Annotated in this window: 15 protein-coding genes; 6 read left to right on the top strand and 9 right to left on the bottom strand. The window is 66.9% G+C overall.

What is annotated here, in order from left to right; translation table 11 throughout:
* Window position 1 precedes the first annotated feature (1 nt).
* Window positions 2-652 (top strand): amino acid ABC transporter permease, encoded by a 651-nt coding sequence (locus ACQCSY_RS15200; protein WP_427130037.1) that lies wholly within the window; start codon window positions 2-4, stop codon window positions 650-652.
* Window positions 649-1,482, top strand: coding sequence for an amino acid ABC transporter permease (locus ACQCSY_RS15195; RefSeq protein WP_427130035.1), 834 nt, complete (start codon window positions 649-651; stop codon window positions 1,480-1,482). The genes ACQCSY_RS15200 and ACQCSY_RS15195 overlap by 4 nt, the downstream gene beginning before the upstream one ends.
* A gap of 116 nt (window positions 1,483-1,598) precedes the next feature.
* Here the strand turns inward: ACQCSY_RS15195 and dapE are convergent, their stop codons facing one another.
* Window positions 1,599-2,735: a succinyl-diaminopimelate desuccinylase gene (dapE, locus tag ACQCSY_RS15190; protein WP_427130033.1), complete on the bottom strand. Its 1,137-nt coding sequence runs from the start codon at window positions 2,733-2,735 to the stop codon at window positions 1,599-1,601.
* 150 nt (window positions 2,736-2,885) lie between these two features.
* On the opposite strand from dapE, the gene dapD reads away from it, so the two are divergent.
* Together dapD and ACQCSY_RS15180 are read left to right on the top strand one after the other, a co-directional pair.
* On the top strand, window positions 2,886-3,896 hold the full coding sequence (dapD, locus tag ACQCSY_RS15185) for a 2,3,4,5-tetrahydropyridine-2,6-dicarboxylate N-succinyltransferase (protein ID WP_427130031.1): 1,011 nt from the start codon (window positions 2,886-2,888) through the stop codon (window positions 3,894-3,896).
* A 129-nt stretch (window positions 3,897-4,025) separates the two neighbouring features.
* Window positions 4,026-4,877, top strand: coding sequence for a hypothetical protein (locus tag ACQCSY_RS15180; RefSeq protein ID WP_427130029.1), 852 nt, complete (start codon window positions 4,026-4,028; stop codon window positions 4,875-4,877).
* Window positions 4,878-4,955: 78 nt separating this feature from the next.
* On the opposite strand, the gene ACQCSY_RS15175 is transcribed toward ACQCSY_RS15180, so the two are convergent.
* The 3 genes from ACQCSY_RS15175 to ACQCSY_RS15165 form a co-directional block, all read right to left on the bottom strand.
* Window positions 4,956-6,728 carry an IS1634 family transposase gene (locus ACQCSY_RS15175; protein WP_427130028.1) on the bottom strand — a complete coding sequence of 591 codons (1,773 nt, stop codon included), beginning with the start codon at window positions 6,726-6,728 and terminating at the stop codon, window positions 4,956-4,958.
* A 174-nt stretch (window positions 6,729-6,902) separates the two neighbouring features.
* The gene (locus tag ACQCSY_RS15170; RefSeq protein ID WP_427130026.1) at window positions 6,903-7,514 is read right to left on the bottom strand and encodes a hypothetical protein; all 612 of its coding nucleotides are present in this window, start codon (window positions 7,512-7,514) and stop codon (window positions 6,903-6,905) included.
* 58 nt (window positions 7,515-7,572) lie between these two features.
* Complete coding sequence (locus ACQCSY_RS15165; protein ID WP_427130025.1) at window positions 7,573-8,265, bottom strand: TetR/AcrR family transcriptional regulator; 693 nt, start codon at window positions 8,263-8,265, stop codon at window positions 7,573-7,575.
* A gap of 117 nt (window positions 8,266-8,382) precedes the next feature.
* Here ACQCSY_RS15165 and galE point away from each other — a divergent pair, with 117 nt between their 5' ends.
* A complete protein-coding gene (galE, locus tag ACQCSY_RS15160; RefSeq protein WP_427130024.1) occupies window positions 8,383-9,396 on the top strand; it encodes a UDP-glucose 4-epimerase GalE in 1,014 nt (337 codons plus the stop codon).
* A 131-nt stretch (window positions 9,397-9,527) separates the two neighbouring features.
* Here galE and ACQCSY_RS15155 read toward each other — a convergent pair whose 3' ends face one another.
* From ACQCSY_RS15155 to fdxA, 3 genes are all read right to left on the bottom strand, one after another.
* A complete protein-coding gene (locus ACQCSY_RS15155; RefSeq protein ID WP_427130022.1) occupies window positions 9,528-10,811 on the bottom strand; it encodes a citrate synthase in 1,284 nt (427 codons plus the stop codon).
* A gap of 228 nt (window positions 10,812-11,039) precedes the next feature.
* The gene (gene dapC / locus ACQCSY_RS15150; RefSeq protein ID WP_427130019.1) at window positions 11,040-12,188 is read right to left on the bottom strand and encodes a succinyldiaminopimelate transaminase; all 1,149 of its coding nucleotides are present in this window, start codon (window positions 12,186-12,188) and stop codon (window positions 11,040-11,042) included.
* 12 nt (window positions 12,189-12,200) lie between these two features.
* Window positions 12,201-12,527: a ferredoxin gene (fdxA, locus tag ACQCSY_RS15145; RefSeq protein WP_427130018.1), complete on the bottom strand. Its 327-nt coding sequence runs from the start codon at window positions 12,525-12,527 to the stop codon at window positions 12,201-12,203.
* Window positions 12,528-12,679: 152 nt separating this feature from the next.
* Here fdxA and ACQCSY_RS15140 point away from each other — a divergent pair, with 152 nt between their 5' ends.
* Window positions 12,680-12,928, top strand: coding sequence for a hypothetical protein (locus ACQCSY_RS15140; protein WP_427130016.1), 249 nt, complete (start codon window positions 12,680-12,682; stop codon window positions 12,926-12,928).
* 242 nt (window positions 12,929-13,170) lie between these two features.
* Here ACQCSY_RS15140 and ACQCSY_RS15135 read toward each other — a convergent pair whose 3' ends face one another.
* Together ACQCSY_RS15135 and ACQCSY_RS15130 are read right to left on the bottom strand one after the other, a co-directional pair.
* Complete coding sequence (locus ACQCSY_RS15135; RefSeq protein WP_427130014.1) at window positions 13,171-13,956, bottom strand: hypothetical protein; 786 nt, start codon at window positions 13,954-13,956, stop codon at window positions 13,171-13,173.
* Between the two features lie 251 nt (window positions 13,957-14,207).
* Window positions 14,208-14,564, bottom strand: coding sequence for a hypothetical protein (locus tag ACQCSY_RS15130; protein WP_427130012.1), 357 nt, complete (start codon window positions 14,562-14,564; stop codon window positions 14,208-14,210).
* Between the last annotated feature and the right edge of the window lie 53 nt (window positions 14,565-14,617).

Below are 14,617 nucleotides of genomic sequence, written 5' to 3'. Positions count from 1 at the left end.
TATGGACGTCATCATTGAAAGCCTCCCCCAGTACTGGGACGGCTTTCTCAGAACCCTCTTCCTTGCCGTGGTCTCGGGGATCTTCGCACTGATCTTCGGCACCCTGCTCGCGGCAGCCCGCGTATCGCCCATCGCCGCCCTGCGCGGGTTCAGCATGGCGTACGTGGAGATTGTCCGGAACACCCCGCTGACCATCGCATTCTTCTTCGCCGCCGTGGTCCTGCCCCGCCTCGGGGTGACGTTCCAGCAGTTCGAGGTCGCCGCCATCATCGCCCTGAGCGCCTACACTTCGGCTTTCATCGCCGAAGCGGTGCGCTCGGGCGTCAACAGCGTCCCGGTGGGCCAGGCCGAGGCCGCCCGCAGCATCGGCATGAAGTTCAGCCAGGTGCTGTCCCTGATCATCCTCCCGCAGGCGCTGCGCACGGTGATCCCGCCCATGATCAACATCCTCATCGCACTGGTGAAGAACTCCTCGGTGGCCGGTGCGTTCTTCGTGCTGGAACTGTTCGGCTACGGCCGGCAGCTCGCCAACGCACACGGCGATGCCGTCCTGTGGGTTTTGGTCGGCGTCGCCTTCTTCTACCTGCTGATAACCGTCCCGCTTGGCTACCTGGCCAACCTGGTTGAACGAAAGGTGGCGATCGCCCGATGAGCTCGGTCCTTTACGACGTCCCCGGGCCCAAGGCCCGCCGTGTTTCGCTGATCGGCTCGATCGTCGGCATCATCGTCATCGGCGGCCTCCTGGCGTGGGCCGTCTCCACCCTGGCGCAGCAAGGCATCTTCGAGGCCAAACGCTGGGCAGTCTTCCAGATTCCCGATGTCTGGAGCCTGCTTGGCAGCGGCATCCTCGCCACGTTGAGCGCGGCGGCGGTGGCAGCCGTCATCGCCTTCCCGCTGGGGCTCCTGGTCTGCCTCATGCGCATCTCGGACGTGGCCTGGATCAGGATCCCCACCCGGATCGTGCTCGAGTTCCTGCGCGGCATGCCCGTGGTCCTGATGATGTTCTTCGTGCTGCTCGTGTTCGCCACGGGTTCGTTCGTCGCCGTGGTGGCCGGGCTGGTGCTCTACAACTCGGCGATCTTTGCCGAAATCATCCGCGCCGGCATCCAGTCGCTGCCCAAGGGCCAGCGCGAGGCGGGACTCGCCATCGGCCTGACGAGCTTCCAGTCCCGGCTTAGCATCGAACTGCCCCAGGCCATCCGCCGCATGCTACCCTCGCTCGTGGCCCAGCTTGTGGTGCTGCTGAAGGACACCTCGCTCGGCTACATCGTTTCCTACGAGGAACTGCTGCGCAAAGTGCAGATCATGGCCGACTTCCTCGGCCCGCAGTACTTGTTCCCGGTGTTCTTCGTGGCAGCGGCGATCTACATCGCGATCAACGTGGCCGTCTCGCGCCTGGCCATCTGGATCGAGCGCCGCGGATCGAAGAAGGCCGCCGGCGGCGTCGCCCATGTGCCAGCCGAAGGGATTGCCGCCAAGTAGCTCAATTCACCACAGAAGGTCTGGGCCCCATGCGGGTCCGGACCTTCTGTTTTGGTCTGGCGGGCTGGTTTGGCAGGGCTGTTTTGGCCGGGGCTGGTTCGGCCGGGGCTGCGGGCTTAGGCGTTGAGCCAGCTGCGCAGTGCCCGCAGGCACTCGCGGATCGCGTCCGCCTCGACGTGCTCGTTGTCCTTGTGCGCCAGCAGCGCATCGCCGGGACCGAAGTTCACGGCCGGGATGCCCAGCTCGCTGAAACGAGCGACGTCGGTCCAGCCGTATTTCGGCTTCGGCTCGGCTCCCACCGCGGCAACAAAGGACGCGGCGGCGGGGTGGTTCAGTCCGGGGCGCGCCCCGGCGGCGCTGTCGGTGCGGACGACGTCGAACCCGGCCAGCAGCTCGCGCACATGGGCCTCAGCCTGGTCCGGGGTCTTGTCCGGTGCGAAGCGGTAGTTGATTTCCACGACGCAGCGGTCCGGGATGACGTTGCCAGCGGTGCCGCCGTTGATCTTCACGGCGTTGAGGCTCTCGCGGTAGTCCAGCCCGTCCACATTGATGGTCTGCGGCTCGTAGGCGGCCAGCCTGGCCAAGATCGGGGCCGCGGCGTGGATGGCGTTGCTGCCCATCCACGCTCGGGCCGAGTGGGCGGCTTCGCCGAGCGTGGTCGCCTCCAAGCGCATGGTGCCGTTGCAGCCGCCCTCCACCGTCCCGTCGGTGGGCTCGAGCAGGATCGCGAAATCCCCGCCCAGCAGGCCGCCGTGGTTGCGCACTAGCCGGCCGAGGCCGCTCTTCACGGCCTTGACTTCCTCGTGGTCGTAGAAGACGAAGGTGACGTCCTTGTCCGGCTCCGCACCGCCGTCGAACAGGCTGGCGGCAAGCGCGAGCTGCACGGCCACGCCGCCCTTCATGTCGGTGGCGCCCCGGCCGTAGAGGATGCCCTCCCCCGGCGCACCCGAGGGCCAGTAGGAGGGGACCGTGCCGAGCGAGCCGCCGGCGGCGGGCAGCGGCACGGTGTCCAGGTGCCCGGCCAGGACGACCCGTTCGGCGCGGCCAAGGTTGGTGCGGGCGATCAGCGAGTCGCCGTCGCGGAGCAGCTCCAGCTGCGGGAGGGAGCTGAGGGCATGTTCAACGGCGTCGGCCAGCTCCGTTTCGTTGCCGGACACGCTGTTGATGTCGATCAGGTCAGCCGTCAGGAGGGCAACGTCCTGGCGGAGGTCCAGGCGGGCGGGAGCGTGGGAATGGGGGTTCGCGGCAGTCACCGTTCCACTTTATCCGTTGCCTCCCCCAATGCCGCCCTCCCGACTGGCTGGCAGTTGATGTCGTTCTGAGCGCCCGGAACGACATCAACTGCGACCTACTTGGGCGTCGTGAGTTTCGGCCCCCGCCGTCGCCCTCGCTAGACTTGGGGCATGACTGAAACCGCTTCTTCTGCTGTGCCCGCCGACGCCCGCTCCGCCTATGGCTACGGAGTGGCCACCGTGTCCACCCGTAACGGTGAAGCCACCGTGCTGGACGTGTGGTTCCCTGCCCCGGCGCTCGGAATCGCGGCGGAGAACCTCCGGGACGTGGACAATGCGGACCAGTCACTGATCGACATTGCCGCCAACGGCGCTGACCCCGACCGCGGCACGGAGCAGACGGTCGTCTTCGTCCAGATCCACCTCGACGCGGCACCCGCGGACACGGAGGACGCCTACCTTCGCCTGCACCTGCTCTCCCACCGGCTCGTCCAGCCCAACAGCATCAACCTTGACGGCATCTTCGGCAAGCTCCCCAACGTGGTGTGGACGAACTTCGGGCCCGCGGCCGTGGAGGACTTCGAGCTCACCCGGGCACGCCTGCGCAAGCGCGGCGCCGTCACGGTCTTCGGCGTGGACAAGTTCCCCCGGATGGTGGACTACGTCATCCCCTCCGGCGTCCGCATCGCCGACGCCGACCGCGTCCGCCTCGGCGCGCACCTGGCCGAAGGAACCACGGTCATGCACGAGGGCTTCGTGAACTTCAACGCGGGAACGCTCGGCACCTCCATGGTCGAGGGCCGCATCTCGGCCGGCGTCGTTGCCGGTGACGGGACCGACGTCGGCGGTGGCGCGTCGATCATGGGGACCCTGTCGGGAGGCGGCAAGGAAAAGATCGCCTTGGGCGAGCGCGTCCTCCTCGGCGCCAACTCCGGCGTGGGCATCAGCCTGGGCGACGATTCAGTGGTGGAGGCAGGCCTCTACGTCACCGCCGGAACGCGCGTCCGCGTCGTCGGGCCCCGGGACGCCGACGGCGAGGACACCAGCCGCATCGTCAAGGCCGTGGAGCTCTCCGGGGTCCCCAACCTGCTCTTCCGCCGCAACTCAACCACCGGCGCCGTTGAGGTCCTCCCCCGCAAGGGGCAGACCGTTGAGCTTAACGCGGATCTGCACGCCAACTGAAGTGGCGTGGCGGGCAGCCGTCTGTCCTGACATTAGGCTGGCCTGAGAGCCGGCAGGCTTGACCATGGGCACCCTGCCGGGCCCGTACTAAGGATGAAGCGGCCTGGAAGGGCCTGAGGGAGTAGTTTCGTGGCACGAAGAGGGAGCTGGCGCCGCCGTATCGTGCTTGTGCTGACCCTTGCGATGGTCGCGGGCGGGATCTACACAGCGGTGGCGTTCCTGCAGCGGTCGGAAACCCTGATCACGGAACGCTGCACCGCGTCGGGCGGCGGGAGCGCTGATCTTGCCACGGATCAGGCGGCCAACGCCGCCCTCATCACCGCCGTCGCCGTCCGGCGGGGGCTCCCTGCCCGGGCCGCCAGCATCGCGCTGGCCACGTCCATGCAGGAATCCAAACTGCGGAACATCGGCCACGGCGACCAGGCAGGCCCCGACTCCCGCGGATTGTTCCAGCAACGGCCGTCCCAGGGCTGGGGCACTGCGGAGCAGGTGATGGACCCGTACCACGCCAGCAACGCCTTCTACGACGCCCTCGTAAAAGTCTCCGGCTACCAGTCATTGGAGATCACAGACGCCGCGCAGCGGGTACAGCACTCGGCATACCCGGGTGCCTATGCCCAGCACGAGGTGATGGGGCGGGTCTTCGCCTCCGCACTGAGCGGCCAGACCGCCGCGGGCCTGGATTGCTCGTTGCGCGCCTCGGACGACGCCGGCGATCCGGCGCTGGTACAGGAAGGACTGACCGCGGCTTTCGGGAACATTCCGGCATCGACGGACGGCAGCACGCTGCTGGTGGAGGCGGAGGGCGCCCAGGGCTGGGCCGTGGCGCAGTGGGCGGTGGCAAACGCGAAAGCGCTCTCCATCACCGCTGTCCAGGTGGACGGCCGCGGCTGGAACCGGCAGACGCGCGACGGCTGGCAATCGTCGCAGGTACCAGCAGGGCAGGTCCGGGTGACGGTGGCCGACGCTCCCGCCACCTAGGCCGAAGTTACGTCTGTCGTGACGCGTGAAATCCCCGCCGGGCGGGGATTTCGCGGGTTTCGGTGGTTGCTTGTCTGGCTACTTGCCTCCGATGGTGGTCGGGATGGGCTGGCCGATGAGTTCGAAGGCCTGGCGCTGGATGGGTGTGGGCGTGGTGACGAGGTCGAAGCCGGTGTTCTTTCCGGTGCCGTTGATGTGCAGCCGGTTGCGGGTCAGGGTCCCGAGGTGGTCGAGCAGGGGGCGGAAGCTGTAGGCAGGTTGCCCGCCGGCTGTGGTGCGCCGTGACGCCTTGGTCTGCGCGGCGGTGGAGCGGGTGGCGGGTGCGACGGGGTTGACCGGTTCGGGCCGGTGTTCGTCGGTGAAGGTCAGTGGTGCCCAGGCTTTGCGCAGGTGCCAGGTCAGGTAGGCGGCGAGCATGCAGATGAACACGTGCGCCCGTACCCGGGTTTCGGTGTAGTGGTGGACCGGGCGCAGCTGCAGATCGATCGCTTTGATCGAGCGGAAGTCGCGTTCGACGTTGGCCAGGGACTTGTAGGTCGCCACGACGTGGCCGGCGTCCATCCGGGTTGCGTTGACGGTGGTGCGGATGATGTAGATCCCGTCCAGGGCCGCTTCGGCGGCGATCTGTTCCTCGTCGCGGGCGTACGCGAATGAGGTGTCGTTGATGGTCAGGGTGTAGTGCTTTTCCATCTTGTATTTGCCGATGACTTTGCCGGCGCGGAGCCCGATCTTCCCGGCGTCGTTGATGCGCCCGGCTTCGGCGGCGGCGGTGATTTTCGCCAGTTCCGTGTCGGTGGCGGCGAGCAGTTCGCCGCGCTTGCGGGCCCGTTCTTGCGCCAGGGCGGGGTTGCGGCAGGCGATGAGGCGTTCGCCGGGGTAGTCGGGGTAGGTGATTTCGGCCAGGTCCGTCTCGTCGAACAGGGACATCTGCAGCGGTCCGTCGTCGGCGGCCAGGGCCTTGATTGCCGGGGCGCGCAGCGCGGTGACCCAGCCGAGGCCGCCGAGTTCCTTCAGCTGTTCGATCCTGGCGTTGGTGATCATGCCGCGGTCCCCGACCATGACCATCTCGCCGAGCCGGTATCGGGTCTTGAAGTCCGCGGCGAGGTCCTCGAAGGCTTTGGGGTCGGCGGTGTTGCCAGGGACAACGCGTACGGAGACCGGCCGGCCGTCGATGTCGGTGAGCAGTCCGTATTCGATCTGCTCGAGGCCCTTCTTCCCGTCGCGGGAATAGCCGCGGGCCGCCAGCGGGCACTTATGTCCGGTCACCCAGGACGAGGACAGATCGAACAGTGCGAGCCGGTCCGGATTCGCTTCTTCCGACAAGTGCCGGGCGGCGAGCCTGGCTTCGATGGCTTCCTGCCGGCCGGCGAGCCAGTCCATCGCGGCGTAGACCTCGTCCGTGGTGGCGCCGGCGACGCCGAGGTCCTCGGCCAGGGTGGTGTCGGCCCACCAGCGGGTGGTCGCCAGCTTCGAACCGGGACGGCAGACCCGGGCGATCACCAGGGCGAAGGCAATGTCGCGCATCCGCCCCGCCCGCCCCAGCAGCGAGGGCATCCCGAGCGCTTTGGCCTGGGCGGCCACGGCGGCAACGTGGCCGTGGGGCAGGGACCGCACAGCCTCCAGACCCTCGGCGGAGAATACCGCCGGGTTGCCGGCCAGTGCGCCGCGGACCGCTTCGATCGCCGGTTCCGGCAGCGCCGAGAGGTTCGCCAGGGTCTCGTGCTTGACCTTGCCCTCCTGCCGGAAGGACCGCCGGAGCAACACCGATTCGTACTCGACCGTTTCCCCGGCCTTGTTCACCCGCCGACTCTTTGTCCGGGCTACGTGCATCGCCTGCGTTGTGCGTGCCATGCCACAATCCTACAGCGAACCATGGCGCCAGCCGTCAGCGACACGCTCAATTTAGTGGCTACAAATGACGGTACAAAAGTGGCCCCTCGGCCGGGAACGCGACAGAACCCGGCCAAGAGGCCAACGTAACTTCGGCCTAGGCGCCGTCGCCGGTTACCGGAAGCCCGACGGCGGTCAGACGAGCAGGTCGACGACGGGCTGCACGTAGCTCCGGAACAGCTCCGGCTGGGACAGCAGCTCGTGGCTCATGATGATCTTGTCCGGCTCGAGGTACCAGGCCCGCGGCTCCGTCAGAGGCAGCTCGATGATTGTCAGGCTGAAGTCCCGGGCCGCCCGGCCCACCTCGAGCAGGCGGTCGTCCACCATGTCGGCCAGCAGTTGCCCGGTACCGCTGGCTTCCCGCTCCGCTTCGAGCGCCGCATATTCTCCCCGGCGTTCACGGGCCCACGTGAGCGCCGCGCCGAAGTGCGCCTGCAGCACGCGCCTGAGGGCCGGTGAATTGCTGAAGGCACGGAAGCCCGGCGGGGCCAGCTCCGGGGACATCTCCGGATGGGCCTTCAGCAGCTGCTCCCACCAGGCCTCCCACTCGGTTTTAAGCGCACTGGTCCCGCCCACCTCGGCGATGAGGTTAGCGTGGTCCGAGGCGCGGATTTTCGGTGCCGCGTGGCTGAGTGCCGGGTGCCCAGCGCTGTCCAGACCGGCGGCGTCACGAACGTAAAGAGCAATGAGCATGGGACCCGAAGTGTCCATGGTGATCCGCCAGCCAGGCCCGCCTGTGTGGTGCATCAAATTGCCTCCCTTGGCAAGACGTACGCTTTCAGTGTATTCCTGAAGCCAACGCACGTTAATGGCTGGTAGTCTGGCTGCCCGTCCGGCTGTCCAGGCCTGCCAGGTGGGCTTCCAGCACATCCTTGCACATCTGGGCCGTCATCCACTCGGGTTGCAGCAGGGCATGCATCGTGAGCCCGTCCAGGGTTGCCAGCAACCGTTCGGCCTCGGTCACGAGCCTCTGCTGCTCGGCGTTCTCCGTGCCGGTGTTTGCCTCGCCAGGATTCACCGGATCTGCCGGATCCGTGGCGCCGGCCCCGGAAAGCTCCATCACCAGCCGGCCCACGATCGCCGCCACGGCACGGTGGCTGCGGTCGGCCTCCGGGGCAAGGAAGGGCTTCGTCCGGGCCGCGTTCTTGAAGGCCATCCAGACGCAGGCGTCGACGGCCCGTTCCTCGTCGAGCGGAAGAACCTCGCACAACAGGGTTAAGACACCCCTGTGGTGCTCCGCCGTCCCGCGCGCAAGGTCAGCCAGCAGCGCGTCGGCGGCGGTGAGCCGGCCGACAATCCGGTCCACGACAACGCCGAACGAATGTGCGAGGAGTTCGTCGCTGCTGGCGAAATAGTGGCGGACGGATCCGACTGCCAGGTCCGCTTCATCAGCGACTTCCCGGAGGGACGCCCGTTCGAGTCCGTCCGTTGCGATGATTCTGAAGACCGCTTCGACTACTTCCTGGCGCCGGAGTGCGGCGTCGACAAATTTAGGCACTGATCTTTTTTAGCACGGATGTGCCCCCACCGCCGCGGGGCACACCGGCCGCCGGCATGCTGACCCGAGGAAACGTGCCGAGGAAAGCCGCCCCCGCATTGGGATAGCGTAGAGCCCATGAGAATTTTGGTTACCGGCGGCACCGGCTACATCGGCTCGCACACTGTCCTGGCGCTGCAGGAAGCCGGCCATGAGGTTGTGGTCATCGACAACCTGGTGAACTCCAGCGAGGAATCGTTGCGGCGCGTCGCCGAGCTCAGCGGCAAGCCGGCGGTCTTCCACCGCGTGGATCTGGTCGATGAGGCCGCCGTGGATGCGGTCTTCGCCGAACACGCGATCAACGCCGTCGTCCATTTCGCCGGCCTCAAGGCCGTCGGGGAGTCCGTCCGCGAGCCCCTGATGTACTACCACAACAACCTCGTGGGCACGCTGAACCTGCTCCGGGTGATGGACAGGCACGACGTCCGCTCGCTCGTCTTCAGCTCCTCCGCGACGGTCTACGGGGAGCACAACCCGATTCCGTACATCGAAAAGATGGAGATCGGCGCCAACAACCCCTACGGGCGGACCAAGGAGCAGATCGAGGACATCCTCTCGGACCTCGGCGCGGCCGATGACCGCTGGCACATCGCCCTCCTCAGGTACTTCAACCCGGTTGGCGCGCACCCTTCCGGCCGGATCGGCGAGGACCCGCAGGGCATCCCCAACAACCTGGTGCCCTTCATCGCCCAGGTGGCGGTGGGACGGCGGGAGAAGCTGATGGTGTTCGGCGGGGACTACGACACCCCGGACGGCACCTGCCTGCGCGACTACATCCATGTGGTGGACCTGGCCGAGGGACACGTCGCCGCGTTGAACCACGTGGCGGGCCGGGCCGGTGTCTTCAGGTGGAACCTCGGCTCGGGAAAAGGCACCTCGGTGCTGGAGGTGCTGCGCTCATTCGGGAAGGCCGTGGGCGCCCCGCTCCCGTACGAGGTCGCGGAACGCCGTACCGGCGACCTCCCCGCCTTCTGGGCGGACGCGTCGTCGGCCTTGGCGGACCTGAGCTGGTCCACCACCAAGACGGTCGACGAAATGTGCGAGGACCACTGGCGCTGGCAGAAGAACAACCCGCTTGGCTACCTCTCCTGACATCGGTTGCTCCACAACGGCCCTTTTGAACGCTGAAAACGGCTGTTGTGGAGCAGCCGAAGAACGACGCCGGCGGCGCACCTCAGCTGAGGTCCGCCGCCGGCGTCGTAGTGCCCGTCAGGCGGGATCCGCTAGATCGAAGGGTAGTTGCGTTCCGGTTCTCCAACGTACAGCTGCCGCGGGCGGCCGATCTTGGTGTTGGGATCGCTGATCATTTCACGCCACTGGGCAATCCAGCCAGGCAGGCGGCCGATCGCGAACAGCACGGTGAACATCTTCTCGGGGAAGCCCATGGCCTTGTAGATCAGGCCGGTGTAGAAGTCCACGTTCGGGTAGAGCTTGCGCTGGATGAAGTAATCATCGTTCAGCGCCTTCTCCTCCAGCCGCATGGCGATGTCCAGCAGTTCGTCGTTGCCGCCGAGCTTGCTGAGGATCTCGTGGGCCGTGGCCTTCACGATTTTGGCGCGGGGGTCGTAGTTCTTGTACACGCGGTGTCCGAAGCCCATGAGGCGGACGCCGTCTTCCTTGTTCTTGACCTTCTCCATGTAGTCCTCGGGCTTGGTGCCGTCGGCCTGGATCTGGCGCAGCATCTTCAGGACGGCCTCGTTGGCGCCGCCGTGGGCGGGTCCGAAGAGGGCGTTGATGCCGGCGGACACGGAGGCGAAAAGGTTGGCGTTGGAGGAGCCGACCAGCCGGACCGTGGACGTGGAGCAGTTCTGCTCGTGGTCCGCGTGCAGGATGAGGAGGAGATCCAGCGCCTTGGCGACCACCGGGTCCACCTCGTACTGCTCTGCCGGGAGCCCGAAGCTCAGGCGCAGGAAGTTCTCCACGAGGTTGTGGGAGTTGTCCGGGTACAGCATGGGCTGGCCGACGCTCTTCTTCAAGGCGTAGGCAGCGATGACCGGCATTTTGGCCAGCAGCCGGTAGGTGGAGACCTCGACCTGCTCGGCGTTGAACGGATCCAGCGAGTCCTGGTAGAACGTCGACAGCGCCGACACGGCCGAGGACAGTACCGGCATCGGGTGGGCGTCGCGCGGGAAACCGCTGAAGAAGCCCTTGAGCTCTTCGTGCAGCAGGGTGTGGTGGCGGATCCGCTGGTCAAAGGCTTCCAGCTCGGTGGGGGTCGGCAGGTTGCCGTAGATCAGCAGATAGGAAACTTCCAGGAAGCTGGAGTGCTGGGCGAGCTGTTCGATCGGGTAGCCGCGGTAGCGCAGGATGCCGGCGTCGCCGTCAATGTAGGTGATGGCGGAGGTGGTGGCCGCGGTGTTCATGAAACCGGGGTCAAAGGCAACGGCGCCGGTCTGCTTCAGCAGCTTGGAAACGTCGTAGCCTTCGTTTCCTTCTACAACCTTGATGCGCGGCAGTTCGAGCTCGCCGCCGGCATGGCGCAGGGTTGCGCTGGTGGTCTCAGTCATGGAGTCTCCTCATGAGGCGCAGGGGCCTCTGTAGAAAGCTGGTCCAACATCTGGTGAAGCCGCCTGCGGATCCCGTGCGGACAGGAATTCCAAAGGCTGCGCTGCCTTCTTGTGGAAAGCCACCATTGATTGTCAGTTAAAAACTACCGGCACTTCGCGGGTGGCACTAATCCGAGGCGCCCTTCAGGCACCGAAAACGCGCCAGTTGTGGCACGTGTCACAGCATTGTTACGGCTCAGTGGCCAGTCGTGAAACAGCGGCATCGATTCGCTCATCGCTGGCCGTCAGGGCCACCCGGATGAATCCGTTACCGGCGTCCCCGTAGAAGACGCCCGGGCCGACGACGATTCCGCGGTCCGCGAGCCTGCCCACGGTGTCCCAGGTGGCTTCGCCCGCGGTGGCCCACAGGTAGAGCCCCGCCCTGGATTCGTGGATCGTCAGCCCGAACCGTTCCAGTGCCGGCACGATCCGTTCGCGGCGGCCGCGGTACAGGTCCTTCTGCGCCTGGACGTGTGCGTCGTCGCCGAGGGCCACGCGCATGGCTTCCTGGACCGGATACGGAACGATCATGCCTGCATGCTTGCGGCTGTTGACCAGGTTCGCCATGATGGCCGGATCCCCAGCAACGAACGCGGCCCGGTAGCCGGCCAGGTTGGACTGCTTGCTCAGCGAGTACACGGCCAGCAGGCCGTCGTGGGAACCGTCGGCCACATCAGGGTGGAGGATGCTGGGCACCGGGGTGCCGCCGCGCTGGACATCCCACTCCCCCCAGCCGAGTTCGGCGTAGCATTCGTCGGAGGCGACGACGGCGCCGAGCTCGCGGGCCTGGCTGACGATCCGCCGCAGTGAGGCGACGTCCCGGACGCTGCCGGTGGGGTTGGCCGGCGAATTGACCCAGATGAGGCGCACGCGCCCCCGGGTGGCGGCGTCGAGCTCGTCGAGGTCGTCGGCGGCGATCTGCTCCGCGCCGGCGAACGTGGCGCCGATGTCATAGGTGGGGTAGGCCACCGTGGGGCGGACGACGACGTCGCCCGGCTTGAGGCCAAGCAGGAAGGGCAGCCAGGCCACGAGTTCCTTGGAGCCGACGGTGGGCATCACGTTCTGCGGATCAAGCCCGGGCACGCCGCGGCGGCGCCCAAACCACCCGGCAACGGCTTCGCGGAGGGCCGGCGTACCGTGCACCGTGGGGTATCCGGGGGCATTGGCCGCGGCGCGCAGGGCGTCCTGCACGACGTCGGGCGTGGGATCGACGGGGGTCCCGATGGACAGGTTCGCGACTCCCCCCGGGTATCGGGCTGCCCTCGCAAGGTACGGCGCCAGGGCCTCCCACGGGTAGTCGGGCAGGCTGAGGCCGAAGCTGCGCACGGCAGATGTCACCGAACGCCCGTCCTAGTTGTCTTGGTTCTGCGGCGGCAGGGCGGCGATCATGGCGTGGTCCGTGTGCGTGTTGCCGATCTTCGCGGCGCCGCCCGGGGAGCCAAGATCGTCAAAGAATTCGACGTTGGCTTTGTAGTAGTCGGCCCACTCTTCGGGGGTGTCGTCCTCGTAGTAGATCGCTTCCACGGGGCAGACGGGTTCGCAGGCACCGCAGTCCACGCACTCGTCCGGGTGGATGTACAGGGAACGCTCGCCCTCGTAGATGCAATCGACGGGGCACTCTTCAATACATGCCTTGTCTTTGACATCTACACACGGCTGCGCGATTACGTAGGTCACGTCCCTTGCCTCTCCACGTTGGATCCGGCGACCGGCCGGATGGTTCTCCCGGCCTGAGCGCCGGGCTGCTGACTTCTGAGCCTATTATCTCCCAGCCTATTCCCGCGAACCTAGCCGGGCGTCATACATGCTGCGCGTCTTACTATGAAGTGGTGAGTTCGCCTTTGCCGTTGCCCCAGCAGTTCCTGTCTGGTGCCCCTCTCGGCACGCGCGTTGTGGTCCGCTACCGGATCGAGGGCGGCCTGACGGACGCGCTCGGCGAACTCGTGGGAAGGGCCGACGGTGAGTGCACCGTCCGCACCCGGCGCTCGGACGTCGTCATCGCGCTGGGTCTCGTGGTGGCCGCCAAGGAAGTCCCCCCGGCCCCGCCGCGCCGCGGCCCGCGTTTGCCCACGCCCTGACCCCCTATGCCGGGCCGGTTCACCAAATGGACATGCCCTCCCCCACCTCGGCGCACCGCTGGACATGCCCTCCCCTGGTTGCCGGCGGTGGACATTTCGCCCTTATGTCCATCCGTGGCGACCAACGCGGGACATGTCCAGTGGCGGGCAAGACGCAACGCGGAACATGCCCAGTGGCGGGCAAGACGCAACGCGGAACATGCCCAGTGGCGGGCAAGACGCAACGCGGGACATGTCCGTTGCTAGGCGGCAGCGGAGAGCCTGTGCAGCGCGTCCCGGACCATGGCGATGAATTCCTGCGGGTGGTTCTTGAGCAGCGGGTAGCTCACGATCAGGGTCGGTATTCCCAAACGGGTGGTGACGTTCCACCGCCGTCGGTCTTCTTCAAAGCTTGTCCTGTCCATATGGAAGCCGGCCCCGTCCGTTTCGATGCCGAGTCTGCCGTCAACCATGAGGTCAAGATGCCCCATACCGGGAATGTTGACCTGCGATTCGACATGGAACCCGGCCCGCCGCAAGAGAAACCGGGCCAGGCGGACGATCCCTGCCACAATCCGGCGTTCCCGGGCATCGTTCCGGCCGTTGAGTCGCTGGCGCAGCCCGGTGAGCGGGAGTCCTTTGAGCACGACGGCGGATTCGGCGATGATCAGGCCGTCTGGCTCCGGTAAACATCGCAGGCTGTGGACGACAGTGTCCATGAGCGTCGGAGGCGCCGAGGATCGGTGGCAGACGAATCCCGGGTAGCTGCGGCTGTGGGTGAGTGCGACATGCGGCTGGCTGGGGGCTTCGAGAACCCACAGCCCTTGGAACTGCGCAGCGGTGACGCACGCAGGCTCGGCCGGAAGCGAACGGATGGAGATGAGTTGCGGATCGGCACCAGGCACCGCGTAAACGCCCCTGGACACCCGGGAAACGGCGCGGCTGGCCATCGCGGCCTTGAGCTGGAAGTCGGAGACACCCGCCGCGGCAATGTGTTTGGCGCGGGCGACGCCGTCGTATCTTGAGAGCACCTCGCCGATATTGACCATGCAGCCATCCTGACGCCGGGGCATGCGGCCCGAACAGGCCCGTCCCGCGCTATGTGGACAAGTACATGCCCCGTGCACAGTGCCCCCGGGGAGCATGTCCAGCGGCCAGGAATGGACATGTCCCGCGCACGGGCTGAGGGACGGACATGAAGCCACTATGCCCACCCGCGTGGCCGAAAAATGGGCATGTCCCGCGGAGGCCCGGCATGTCCCCCGGAGGCGCAGCATATCCACGGACGCCCGCGGAGCGGTTAGGCCGGCAGACGCCTGTAGCGGCGGCACCAGGCCAACATGGCCACCGTGACGCCTGCGATCCCGTAGACCCAGATGTTCCCGGCGGTGTCACCGATCACGAGGCGCCTCCCGGTCTCCAGGGTGGACCACCAGCCCGTCAATGCGTAGGAGAGGACCCCGCACGCCGCCGTCGGAATCACCGAACGGAAGAAGGCCCCGAGCCACAGCTCCACGGAACCCAGGAGCACCAGCGCGGCAACAGCACCCCAGGGAAGCCCGACGCCGGCAATCTGGACGTCCTGCCGGTGCAAGGCAGTGCCGGCCAGGGAAACAAAAAGAGCTGCCGGCACGGCGGCGGCAATGCCGCCTGCCATGCCGGCAGCTCTACTGTTCACGGGAGTGACAACCCGTACCGGGATCAGACGGT

The organism is Pseudarthrobacter sp. S9 (assembly GCF_050156545.1).
In the GTDB taxonomy this organism is placed as follows: Bacteria; Actinomycetota; Actinomycetes; order Actinomycetales; family Micrococcaceae; genus Arthrobacter.
This window is presented reverse-complemented; position numbering and strand designations above follow the sequence as displayed.